Here is an 11,918-nt window from a genome sequence, read left to right as displayed (position 1 = left end):
GCTTGCGCGAAGGTGGCTCAGAGCGGTTGTCGACGGAAATCCCCGACACAAGCCCTCTGCGCTTGGCAAAAGCCCTGCGCACTTTGTTGGAATTACGCTAGAAGCCGGACTGGATGCGCGAAAAGACCAGATTGGTGAAAATCGAGATCTGCGAGCCGACGAAGGGGGCGGTGACGCCGACCACCACCAGCACCGTGACGATCTTCGGCACGAAGGTCAGCGTTGCCTCCTGCACCTGGGTCAGCGCCTGGATCAAGGCAATGACGAGGCCCACCACCATCGCGGCGAAGACGGCCGGACCGGAGGCAATCAGCACGGTCCAGATCGCCGCCTGGAACAGATCCAATGCATCAGCTTCATTCATCTGAAGGCAACCTCATATCGCCTTGAAGCAGCCCCGCCGTCGCCGGGCTGCGATTGATCGGTACGGTCGGGCGCGTCGGCGCCCCTTCGCCATCAGGAGCTGCTGCTCGGAGCCTCGTCGGCGACAGTGATTCCCGCCTGCACGAGTATCTTACCGCCATCCTCGGTCGTCGCAATGATGCCGTCGGAATAAACCTTGACGGATTCGATGACGCCTTTGACGGTGCCGTCGGCGCTTTCCATATATTTGCCGACGTAGCTGCTGGCCTGCGTCAGGCTCGAGCTTGCCAGAAGCGTATCCAGCTTGGTGTTGGTCTGGATCGTCTGCTCGACCTGCGAGAAGCTTGCCAGCTGCGACATCTGCTCGCTGGCATCCATAGGATCGGTCGGATCCTGGTTCTTCATCTGAGCGATGAGCAGCTGAAGGAAATTGTCGTAATTGAGCGTCGCCTTCTTCTGGGCCGAACTCGATGAGCTCGAGGTCGAACTCGTCACGCTCGATGTGGCATCTACCGCCATGGTGCAATCTCCCTGCGAATCTGCTCGACCATCGTCGGGGGCAGTTCGTGGTTGTTGAGGATATTGTCTTCGATCGCGTAGAGACCGCGGATCGCCTTCAATGCGTCGAAGGCGCGGCCGGTCGATACAAGCGCGTCGATCCGCTTCAGTTCGGCGAGGATCTCTTCATTCTTGAAGCAGGTGAGCAGCATGGTGATCGACTTGCGGAACATCGCCGTCGAGTGCTCCTTGCCCTCGGGGTTAATGAGGATCATCTGCGCGATGAAATAGAGCTGGCGCAGCGGCGTCGTCGCGCCTTCCGGCTGGAGGACGTGGTTCTCAAGGAGGAACGTCACATCATTCAGGAATTCCAGCGCGACCTTGCGGTCGACGCGCAGGACGGCGCCGTTGATGAAGATTCTCTCTCCGGCTTTCAGAGAAATGCGAAGTGTACTTTTCATTTAAGTCCATCCCTGATGATGGTGGTAACGTCGATGATGCCCTGGTAGTTATTCGACAGACGTTTTCTGATCCTGTCGCATTCCTTCAATATCCAGATCGCGATCGAGATGAGGTTGGCCCTGAGCTGGATATCCAGCTGGTTGTCCGGGTGTTTCAGATCCTCAACAAAGCTGATCCACACCCGGCGCGTATAAAACAGGGCTTCAATGGCTTCCCGGCCGTATTTTTCCTTGTCGCGCGCCAACGCCAGCAGTTCTATGGACCGGTCGAGAACCTGCCATTCCCGCTCTTTCGCGTCGGCTACCGAGTCCTGCATGACTTCGGCATATGAGAACTGATACATTCATGCATCCTTCTTTATATTGCGCGCCTTTGCTCATCAAAGGTAGTTCACAAGACTCAGCTGCTGGATCTTCGAGACGATCGTGTAAGCGGTTTCAAGCTGCGTTTCCAAAGTCTTGACGAGGGTCGAGGCCTCGTACGGGTCGACGCCCTGAAGATCGACCAGCTTGTTCTTGATGATGTTGGACTGGGCGTCGAGAGCATCGTTGGACTTCTTGACGCGTTCCTGCGATAGGCCGAGCTGACTTGCCTGCGTTACGAGGCCGCTTGTCGCCTTGGCCGTGTAGCTGATGGCCTGCTTGGACACCGTCGTCATTGCATCGGTGCTGAGGTTCTGGCCGAGCAGCGCGGTGGTCATGACAGAGGCGAGCGCGAAGTAACGCATGCCTTCGGAGTTGGCGTTGGTCGAGGATTCAATCACTTCCGAGTTGCTGATGCGGCTCGTCATGTTCTGGCTCGATGCCTGCGACCAGCCGGTCGCCGCGTTGGTCCAATTTGCCTGATTGAACATCGGCTCGACCTGCGTCGTGATGAAGGTCTCCATCTCGGCGCCGGTGAGAGCGCTGACCGCCTTCGGCGGGACGAGAGCGGCTGCATAGGTGTTCAGTGCGGTAACGATGGCGGCGCTCGTCGCCGTCGTCTTGTCGGTCAGCGGCTGCACATCGGTGTTGATGCCGGAGAACAGGTATTCCCCGTTCACCATGGTGTTGGCCGTGTCCATCATCGTCGAGAGTGCGCTGGTCGCCGACTGGATGGCGACGGTGATGCTGCCGGGATCGCGGCTGCCCTGCAGCGCCGTCAGCTTCGAAACCAGGCCGTCGCCGACGTCCTTCATCTTGGAAAGGCCGAGCTGTGAGGATTCCATGCGTGCGCTGACAAGCGAATTGCTTGCTTTGATCGAAGCTATCCTGTCGGTCTCGCGGGTGAAATCCACGCTTCTGGCGGCATTGCCCCCGAGCGAGACACCGATATCGGCATAGACTCCCGTCGTTGCTTCCATCGTCGCCTTCGTCATCTGGTTCTGCGCCTGGCGGATCGTCAGCCGCATCGCATTCTGAATGGCCGAACTTGAAATAAATGAGCTCTTCATGGCTTAACTCGCGATATCCAGCAATGACTTCAGCATTTCGTCAACGGCGTTCAAAATCTTGGTCGCCGCCTTATAGGACTGCTCGATGTCGAGAAGCAGCGTCAGCTCCTCGTCGAGATTGACGCCCGTCTCATTGGAATAGGCTTCGTCGGAGCGCGACAGTGCCGCAGAGGTATTTTCCGCCGCCGTCGTGGCGTTGCTGCGATACTGCTCGAGCCATCCGAGGGAATTCGTCGCGTATTCCATGATGCTGACGTTCGAATCGATGCCCGTTGTAGCGTCAAAACCGACCGGCGCTCCCGCTGCCGGGTCGAAATCAATGTCGGCGCTCATCGCGGTATATAGGCGGTCGAGTTCGGTTGTGTAGCCGCTGACGCCTGACGTGTTCAGGACGAGGCCGGTAACGTTGACGCCGCCGTCGCGCAAACGCATCGGATCGCCGCCCTGCGAGGTGATGACGCGGCTGCTGACCGTGATGGTCGACGCCATGCCGGCAACCGCGACGGCGCCGGTATCGACCGTGCCGCCGCTCCAGGTGAAGAGGCCCGGCACATAGGCTGGTGGCCCTGCGGTATTCTGCTCCTTGAAGAGCGAGACCAGACCGCGAGCGACTTCGTCGAGCTGTTTCTGGAAATTGGGAGCGATCTCGTCGCGGATCTGCAGCAGCGACTGGAGGCTGCCCTGCCCCGTCGTCGTCGAGCCCTTGCCCAGCGGCAGTGCAACACCGTCGATGTAGACGGAATTGCCGACGGTCGTGGCGGTATAGACATCCTGGGACTTGAACGTCACCTTGCGCGGGATCGTCTCGAACAGGATCGTTCCGTCGGGCGTGCTCAGCACCATGTCGTTATTGTCGCGCGTCGTCGCGCTGACGCCGACGAGCTGCGAAATCTGCTTCAGGGCTTTCTCGCGTTCATCGAGAGCGCCGGATGCATCCGTACCGGAAGCCGTCGCAGTCTTGACCGCATTGTTGGCCTTCTCGAACTGGCTGAGCAGCGTGTTCAGCGTATCGACGGCGGTGGTGATTTCCTTGTCGGCGCTAGCGCGAACGTCCTGAACGGATCGGGAGGCATTGTTCAGCGAGTTGGCGACGTCCTGGGCGGCGGTGATGGCGCCTTGAGCGGCGACCGTGCTGCCGGGCGTCGTGCGGAACGCCTGAAGCTTCTGCTGGAAAACACCGAGATAGGTGGAGGGCGACGTTTCGTAGTCGTTGCCGCCCATGATCGATTTAAGGTCTTCAAGACCGCCCAGCAGGGTCTGCTGGGCGCTGTCCTGAGAAGAGGTCTTCAGATACTGACGCAGCAGGGCGTCTTCCTGTGCACGATTGATCTGAACGACCTGCGCACCGTTCAGGGACGTGGTGAGCATTGCCTGCCGGCGCACGTAATCTTTGTTGCCGGCATTCGAGATATTGTTCGATACGACACTACTCTGCGTGCCGGTATTGTTGAATATGCTCTGCGCGGTATTAAGTGCGGACGTGAGCGACATGGCTTAGCCGTTACCTTACTTATCTCTTGAGATTGACGAGTACGTCCATGATGTCGGAACCCGTCTGAAAAACTTTCGAATTGGCGGTATAGCTGCGCTGCGACTCGATCATCTCGGTCAGTTCGCCTGCAAGGTCGACGTTCGAACCTTCGAGAGCGCCCGCCTTAATCGTGCCGAGGCCGTTGGTCTGCGGGAAACCCGTTACCGTGACGCCAGACTGGCCGTTGGCGCTGTAGACGTTGCCGCTCATCAGCGTCAGCTTGTCAGGGCTTGCGACATTGGCCAGCGGAACGCGGTAAAGCGGCTTGGTGCTGCCGTCTTCATATTTGGCATAGACGATACCGTCCCCGTCTATCGTGACGTCCTTGACGGGACTCGCAGCCTGGCCGTTCGGTGTACCGGTGCCAGCGAAATCGGCGCCGAGCTGGGTGAAACCGGAGAGATCCATGTTAATCGTCAGACCGGTCACCGGATCGACGATCGGAATTGCGCCGGACGAAATCATCTTGCCGTTGGCGTCGAATGTCAGTGAGCCGAGGCCAACGTCACCACCGGCAGTAGTGTAGGGGAAGGACGACGTTCCGCCAACGGCCGCATCGGCGTTGCGATAGATCGAAACTTCCCAGGTGCTGGCAACACCGGGAGGCGCCGGCGGCGGCGTGACGACGGCGGTCTTGGTGAAGTAAAAGTCATACATCACCTTGTTTCCGAGACGGTCGTAGGCGACCATCGAGAACTTTTTGGTATCGGTCGTTGTCGTGGCAAGGTTGGCGCTCGGCGCCGTCGCAGGAGCGACCGGAGCTACCTTGGCGTTGGAATCGAGGTTGCCTTTGAAGACACCCGACGTCGAGGCGATGGCGGTCAGGCCTTCCTGATTGACGTTGACGGGAACGAGACCATCGAAACCGTTGACGACGACGGCAGGAGCGCCGGAGTCATAGGAATAACCCATCAGCTGGAAGCCGGCGGCATTGACGAGGTTGCCTTCGTCGTCCTTTTGGAAGTCGCCCGCACGGGTCAGGACCGGCGTACCGTCGGGTCCTTGCACGATGAAGAAGCCGTCACCGGAAATCGCAAGGTCGGTGGGCGACGTGGTGTAGGAAATATCGCCCTGGTCGGAGACAGCCTGGCGCACCGAGGTCTGGACGCCGCCGGAATTGTAGTTGCCGCCCGAGGAAGGCAGGACCAACGACGAGAAGCTGGTCGACACGGCCTTGTAGCCGGTGGTGTTCACGTTGGCGATGTTGTCGGCGACGGTGCTGAGGCGGTTCGCCTGCGCGTTCATGCCCGACACTGCCGTCTTCATGCTGCCGAAAATGCTCATCTGAAAACCTCGTTTTACCCGTTATGCTCAAGAGTATTTGCCGGGCCTTGCGTGAAGCTGTCTGTCATTGGGAGTTGCGAGGCCAATATCAGTCCAGCCGGGCGCCGCCCGGCCGAGAAAATCAGGCCCAATCGATGCAGTAGCCAAGGAAGCGCTTGGAATCGACCGGATCGACGCCGAGCTTCTTGCGCAGCTTCTTGCGCAGCTTCGAGATGTGGCTTTCGACGACGTTCTCCTCGACCTCTTCATCGAAGATGCCGTAGATGGCGTTGAAGATCTGGGTCTTGGTGACCCGGCGACCGCGATTGGCGATCAAATATTCGAGGATGCGGCGCTCGCGCCGGGGAAGCGCAAAGACTTCGCCATTGATCTCGGGGTCGCGACCATCGGAGAAGACGCGGATGCCGCCGATATCGGTGTAATTGGCGATCGCCTTCAGCCGGCGCCGGATCGCGGCCGCCCTTGCGAGGATTTCGCGGGGATGGACCGGTTTGCGCACCACGTCGTCGACGCCGCAATCGAACAGCGCGAGCGTGTTTTCGAGGGAAGGCTGATCGCTGACCGCGATCACCGGCGCCATCGAACGGTCCCGGATCGCCCGGGGCAGCTCGAGACTGCGCTGGCCCTGACCGATCAGGAAGGCCTCGACCGCCGCAATATCCGAATCGGCGGCGGTCTGCACCCACTCGCCGAATTCCGATGGATCAAAGCCGGTCGAGGGGATGCCCTCCCGGCCGAACAGAGATGTGTATCCGTCTTTTACGAGCTCGCGCTCATCAACCACTACGATCATTCGTCCGCCTCCGAATCAGCGTGGCACTTCGATGATCTATGGGTACGAATCGCGCGAATCGGCGACAACTCGTTAAAGTGAATGGCAGGAATTAATAATTGATTAAGACCTGCGTGGCGATTTGATCTAGATGTAGTAGGCGCCCTTGAATATCCACACAAAAGTTTCGTGGAAAAGTTAACGAGCAGTTAAATGTGACTTGCGCACCAATTTCGCGCCGGATTCCTGCCACATTACGGCACAGTTTCGTCATAATTCGGCGATTCTATTTTTGGTTGAATTAATTTTGGCAAAAGTTACTCGCATTGGGAGTCCATTTGCCGTAGCCGGTGGCCACCAAATTGGCGATGACGCGACAGACATATTGCTTCTGCGCGGGATCGTTATTCGGGCCTGCATGGTATCTGGCTACCGCCATCGTCCACGTCTCATGGCGGTCATGAAGGTTGCGGAGAAACTTCGCCGCGTATTCGACGTTGCGATGCGGATCGAACATATCCTCGGCGGAGGCGAAATTCTCGCTGTGGTAATAGTGATTGATCTGCATACATCCGATGTCGATGAGCTTTGCTCCGCTTCTACGGGCGACATCGAACTGCCGCATCGCGTCCTCTTCCGAGGGTGGAAAAAACGCCTTGCCTTCGACGTTCATGGCATAGGGGTAGAGTGAACCCTTACGGCCGGTTTCCGTAAGGCCGACCGAATAGAGGATGCCTTCCGGGATACCATATTTGGCGGCAGCCGACCGGATTTCACGTTCGCAGGCGCCGGTGGAAGCGGCCGCCTCAGAGGTAAACACCGCCAGCGCGGCTGCCGACAGCGCCGCCAGCGCGAGCGTCTTCAATACCGATCTCACCTGCGCCATTGAAGCCTCCGCCCGTCCGCTGCGCCGTCTGAATATAGCGCTCGCGCGCCTCGCCGCCCTGCCCCTGCTGTGGAAGCGACTGCTGCTGGGAGGCCTGCCCCTGGTTGCCCGCCTGGTTGCCAGCGTCGGCGCGCTCGACGGGCGCCATGCTGATGGTGACGTTGTCGACCGCATAGCCCTGGCTGCGCAGCGCTTCGAGAATCTTGCCGTGGTCTTCCTTCAGCTGCCGATAGGCTGCGCCGGTTTCGACTTTGAGGTCGACGTTGAGGGCGTCGCCGGCCAGGCGCATGGTCGCCGTCACCAGACCAAGATCGATCGGGTTCATCTGGATTTTCAGCGTATTGACCACCTTGCCGGTGTTTGTCCATTCCGCCGCATTGGAAAGCGCCGAACTCGGTTGCATGGCGCGCGCCCATTCGGAATCGCCGGAGAGAGCGGCGGTGACGGCGGCGGAATTGGTATTCTGCGCCAGGCCTATATAGCGACGCGATTCGAGGACCGAGACGTTTTCGACATCGGTCTTCCTAGAGCCGTCCTTCGGCCCGGCCTGTTCCGCGCCAATCTGAACATCCATCGACACGCCGCGGCCATCGGCGCGGCTGATCCGGAACGTCCTGCCGTCAGTGGATTCGGGGTTCTCCGCGCCGGGCACCCTGATGTCATCAGCCTTGACGCTTTCAAGATTGCCGCTAACGGCCGCCAGGGCGTCGGATGCGTGGCCACCCGTTTTGGCGTCAATAGCACCGGTCTTCTCGTCGACAGATCCAGCCTCGCCGGTCTTTCCAGAGGCTTGATGCGCGGCTGCCACGGCCGGCAGAGCGACCGTCCCCTCGGCGGGCTCCTGCTTCAGCAGGCCGAGCACATCGGAAATGCCGCCGTCATCGGCCTCGCTGTCCCTTTCCGCGTCCGTTCCCGAGATCTCTGTCTTGATGTGCTTGACGCCCTTGGCCGCCTGCGCGGCTTCGCCGGCGGACTGATCCTCAGCATCGAGTTTGCCGAGGTCCGCCGGCAGTTTGAGCCGATCCTTTGCCTGCTTTGCGACGGCCTTTCCGACATTGGCAGTCGTTTCCGGCTGTGCGTCGGTCTGTGCCTTCAGCGCCGCGTCACCAAGATCGATCAACGGTTTGGCACCGCTGCGGCTGCGGATCGTCAGCGCAGCCTTGCCAGCATCGCCATCGACGATGCCCTCATTCGGCTGTACATTGTCGGGCGCGTCGTTGCCAGCGCTGCCGCGTGCCGTGGCAAGCACATCGGAGAAGTCGCCCTTCTGACCGGCGGCATCGCCTTTTCCAGCTTTCGCGGATTTCGCGGCCGCAGTCGCTTCCGCACCAGAGGCTCCGCCCGAGACGCTCAAATCCATCATTGTTCGTTGCCTTCCTGCGCCAGAAGACCATCGATCTCGTCGAGCTTGGATCGGCTGGTCGTCACAAATGCGTTGAATGAGGAGTCGGTATCCTGGCTCTGGCCAGTCGATGCCACACCTCCCGGAACAGGCTGGGGAAGCGCGTCTCGCGTCCCCGGTTGCGTGGCTATCGCCGCAGCCTTTTCAGAAGTGATTTCTTGATGCGAAGTGTTAGGATCGGATGCTTGCGTCAAGCTTGCCGGATCCGGCGCGCGCAGGATCTGCTCGGCAACGGATCGCGCCGCCGCCTGCAGCGCCTGATCCCGCGGCGAAAGCCTGTTGCCGTCGATGCCGCTGACATTCTTCGCCGCCTGGTCGATATCCTCAGTGGGAAGGCCGGCCATGCCGCCATAAAAATTCGCGAGCGGGCCGAAGGCATTGTCGGTGCCCGCGCCAAGCAGTTGCACCCGTTCGACCGCCATGCGCGTCAGGTCGGACTTGCCCGATATTGCGGCAGCGCGGGCGATGCGCAGATAGACCTCGCGCTGGCGGGGGGCATCCATGAAGGACAGGATATCGACGACACTCTGCGGTGTCACGTCGTGATCATGAGCGACGACGAGCTTGACGAAAAGATCGGCGAACTGGCTGGCATAGGGCGAATGCAGGAAGCGTCTGACATAACGCTGCGAATAGGCGAGCCCCTTGTCGAGCATTCCCTTATCGACGCAGATGGCGAGAGAACGGCGCAACGCCGCCTCCTCGACGATCGTGCCAGGCGCAGCAAGACGGGCCTCGTCGTAGAGGCCAAGCGCGTCTGCCGGTTTCGTCGCAATGAGCACATTGCCGCCGATCAGCGCCAGGTAGGGGCCGATCTTCTTGTCGCGATACTCCCTGGCGGTTTCCTCCAGCGTCTTGGCGACGAGCAGTCCCTTGCCGCTCAGATATTTGCGCAGCACATCGGTAACGCGGTTGTCGAAATAGCCGTTGACGTCATGGGCGATCAGATATTCGAGCGTCTGCGGATTGCCGCCGCTCATCGTATAGATCAGCGCCGCATCGACATTGCGGTCGTCATCGAAGATCTGCGTATCGGCCGTGCGCAGCCGCTCGTCGATGGTGCCCAGCATGAAGCGCTGCATCTCGCCGGCCGAATGATCGCCGGCGACGACGGAATCCTGCACGAACTGCAGCGATCGCAGCATCTTGTACGGCGCAAGATCGTCGGGATCCTGCGCATCGGCTGCGGCAGGCGAAAACATCGCCAGGCCGAGGGCCAAAAATCCGAAGTAGCGATGCTGCCGACGCGCCATCCGACTATCCCTATTCCGCCTGCACCAGGATCTCGATCCGACGGTTGGCCGCGTTGAACGGGTCAGCGGGGAGCTTCAGCCGGCGATCAGCGAAGCCGGAGACCTGCGATATCCGCGTCTCCTCCAGCCCGCCGCGCACGAGCATGTAGTAGGCGCTCTGGGCGCGGTCCATCGAAAGCCGCCAGTTCTCGTTCTGCGCGCCCTTGTATTGGCGCCCGTCCGTATGGCCGCGGATGGCGACCGCGCCGCCCCTTTCCTTCAGGATCGCACCGATCCTTTCCATGGCGAGCACCATCTCCTGGCGTGGAACAGCCGAACCGATATTGAACATCGAATCGTCGTTCTGGTCGGAGATGCTGACCAGCAGGCCGCCTTCGGATGTCGTCACGGTCAGGCCTTCGGCAAGCTTGCCGGCAACGCCGCCGATCTGTTGGGCGATCTGCGCCTGAAGCTGTTCTGCTTCCTTCTTCTGCTGCTCGGCCTCAGCCGCGCTCTTGTCGGCATCCTTCGGACGATCGGCGTTCTTGTCAGCCTCCGCCTGCTTCTCATCAGGCGCCTTGCCCTCTGTCACCTTGCCGTCCTTGGCCTCGACGCCCTCGGTTTGCTTGGCGTCCTTGGCGGGCTTTTGATCGGTCGCCAAAGGCGCCGGCTTCATATCTTCTGCCTTGGCGACCTCCGTCGTCTCGCTCTCGGCCGCCTGCTCTTCACTCTTGCCGGGCGGCAGGGTTTTTCCAGCCGTTGTCACCTCGACCTGCTTCGTCCAGAAATCCGGATCGAAGGGATCGCGATAGGCTTCGCCGCCATCGGCGCCGGTGGCAGGGCCGGAATCGGCCGCGCCGCCATCGCCCTTGGCGCTGACATTGGCCTGCTGGCCGACCTCCTGCGCGATCTCGGCGAGAACCGAATAGGGATTCTCGAAGAAATCGGCTTCGGAATAATTGGTCTGGTCGCCTGAAGTCGATGTCTGGTCGTCACCGTCCGCGGCGGACTTGCCCTCGGTCGGATTTTCTTCCTTCTGTTTCGACTTTTCGTTCTTCTCCTCGCCCTCGGCATCGTCGACAGGCTTCTTCAGGCCTCTCTCAGTCGGCTTCTCGTCGGAAAGCTTGATCGGATTGAAATAGGTCGCGACCGCAGCCTTGGTCTCTTCGTTGGCGGCGTTGACCAGCCACATGACCAGGAAGAATGCCATCATCGCCGTCATGAAGTCGGCATAGGCAATTTTCCATGCACCGCCATGGGCACCGTCGTGATCACCGCCGCCGTGCCGCTTGACGATAATGATCTCGTTCCTGCCGTGGTGATGGTTTTCGCCTTCGCTCATTCGAGAACTTTCTTCAAGCTGGCCGCCCAGGCGGACATACGGGTCACGATGACGGATTCACCGATTTCGACGGCAAGATCGATATCGTCGGCCTCGATATGGCGAACCGCCGCGGCATGTTCGCCGAGCTCGGCCTTTAATATGTCGAAGAGGCTGGTCGGCCCCCTGACGACGATCGGCCCGGCCAAGCCTTCGAGGATCGCGTCGCGCAGCAAAGCGGCGAGACTTTCGGCAGCTTTGGCCGCAAGCGCTTCCGTCATGACGGGCGCAATGGCCATGGCCGCACCGGCGCTGACCAGCTGGGCGACCTCTTCGGCGATATCGCGCACGCGCGATGCAATGACCGCCGCCGCCTCGACTTCATAGCGAAGCTTCAGTTCTTCGAGCTCGCGCGCATGGATCTCGGCCAGAACACGCGCCTCGCTTTCGTATTTCTCGGTCAAATCAGCAGTCGCCGCGGCATGGCCTTGCGCATAGGCATCGCGGCGCTCCGCCTCGACGTCGACCGGCGGTTCGCTCGGCGTCTCCGGAAAAGCATCTCCGGCGAAATCGTCGATGTCGATGATCGGCGCTGACGGTTTCGGTTCGCCGAAATCCTTCAAGTACCGAGAAAGCGAAATGCTCATTGAAACCATCCAGCATCCGGGAGACGCGCGGCATGCCCGCCCCCGTTCAAAATGACCTTGCGCGCGACATGTCCTTCGCAGCGAACAA

13 protein-coding genes are annotated in these 11,918 nt (G+C 60.3%); all 13 read right to left on the bottom strand.

The window, feature by feature from the left end; all coding sequences use genetic code 11:
- Positions 1-97: 97 nt before the first annotated feature.
- Positions 98-364 carry a flagellar biosynthesis protein FliQ gene (fliQ, locus tag GA0061105_RS24780; protein ID WP_064693847.1) on the bottom strand — a complete coding sequence of 89 codons (267 nt, stop codon included), beginning with the start codon at positions 362-364 and terminating at the stop codon, positions 98-100.
- Positions 365-456: 92 nt separating this feature from the next.
- Positions 457-882: a flagellar hook assembly protein FlgD gene (flgD, locus tag GA0061105_RS24775; protein WP_064693846.1), complete on the bottom strand. Its 426-nt coding sequence runs from the start codon at positions 880-882 to the stop codon at positions 457-459.
- Positions 873-1,322, bottom strand: coding sequence for a flagellar biosynthesis repressor FlbT (flbT, locus tag GA0061105_RS24770; RefSeq protein WP_064693845.1), 450 nt, complete (start codon positions 1,320-1,322; stop codon positions 873-875). Before flbT ends, flgD begins: the two co-directional genes overlap by 10 nt.
- Positions 1,319-1,666, bottom strand: coding sequence for a flagellar biosynthesis regulator FlaF (gene flaF / locus GA0061105_RS24765; protein WP_064693844.1), 348 nt, complete (start codon positions 1,664-1,666; stop codon positions 1,319-1,321). Before flaF ends, flbT begins: the two co-directional genes overlap by 4 nt.
- Before the next feature lie 36 nt (positions 1,667-1,702).
- Positions 1,703-2,755 (bottom strand): flagellar hook-associated family protein, encoded by a 1,053-nt coding sequence (locus GA0061105_RS24760; protein ID WP_064693843.1) that lies wholly within the window; start codon positions 2,753-2,755, stop codon positions 1,703-1,705.
- A gap of 3 nt (positions 2,756-2,758) precedes the next feature.
- A complete protein-coding gene (flgK, locus tag GA0061105_RS24755; protein WP_064693842.1) occupies positions 2,759-4,246 on the bottom strand; it encodes a flagellar hook-associated protein FlgK in 1,488 nt (495 codons plus the stop codon).
- 19 nt (positions 4,247-4,265) lie between these two features.
- Positions 4,266-5,570, bottom strand: a complete 1,305-nt coding sequence (locus tag GA0061105_RS24750) for a flagellar hook protein FlgE (RefSeq protein WP_064693841.1) — start codon at positions 5,568-5,570, stop codon at positions 4,266-4,268.
- A 121-nt stretch (positions 5,571-5,691) separates the two neighbouring features.
- Positions 5,692-6,363, bottom strand: coding sequence for a transcriptional activator Rem (gene rem, locus GA0061105_RS24745; RefSeq protein WP_064693840.1), 672 nt, complete (start codon positions 6,361-6,363; stop codon positions 5,692-5,694).
- A gap of 280 nt (positions 6,364-6,643) precedes the next feature.
- Positions 6,644-7,207: a lytic transglycosylase domain-containing protein gene (locus tag GA0061105_RS24740; RefSeq protein ID WP_064693839.1), complete on the bottom strand. Its 564-nt coding sequence runs from the start codon at positions 7,205-7,207 to the stop codon at positions 6,644-6,646.
- On the bottom strand, positions 7,149-8,591 hold the full coding sequence (gene fliK / locus GA0061105_RS24735; protein WP_092753520.1) for a flagellar hook-length control protein FliK: 1,443 nt from the start codon (positions 8,589-8,591) through the stop codon (positions 7,149-7,151). The genes GA0061105_RS24740 and fliK overlap by 59 nt, the downstream gene beginning before the upstream one ends.
- The gene (gene motC / locus GA0061105_RS24730; RefSeq protein WP_092753518.1) at positions 8,588-9,883 is read right to left on the bottom strand and encodes a chemotaxis protein MotC; all 1,296 of its coding nucleotides are present in this window, start codon (positions 9,881-9,883) and stop codon (positions 8,588-8,590) included. The genes fliK and motC overlap by 4 nt, the downstream gene beginning before the upstream one ends.
- A 10-nt stretch (positions 9,884-9,893) precedes the next feature.
- Positions 9,894-11,204, bottom strand: coding sequence for a MotB family protein (locus tag GA0061105_RS24725; protein ID WP_064693836.1), 1,311 nt, complete (start codon positions 11,202-11,204; stop codon positions 9,894-9,896).
- The gene (locus tag GA0061105_RS24720) at positions 11,201-11,830 is read right to left on the bottom strand and encodes a hypothetical protein (RefSeq protein WP_064693835.1); all 630 of its coding nucleotides are present in this window, start codon (positions 11,828-11,830) and stop codon (positions 11,201-11,203) included. Before GA0061105_RS24720 ends, GA0061105_RS24725 begins: the two co-directional genes overlap by 4 nt.
- Positions 11,831-11,918: the final 88 nt, after the last annotated feature.

It is taken from the genome of Rhizobium aethiopicum, assembly GCF_900094625.1.
GTDB classification, from domain to species: domain Bacteria; phylum Pseudomonadota; class Alphaproteobacteria; order Rhizobiales; family Rhizobiaceae; genus Rhizobium; species Rhizobium aethiopicum.
The sequence above is the reverse complement of the archived record's forward strand: the minus strand, read 5'-3'. Positions and strand labels throughout refer to the sequence as shown.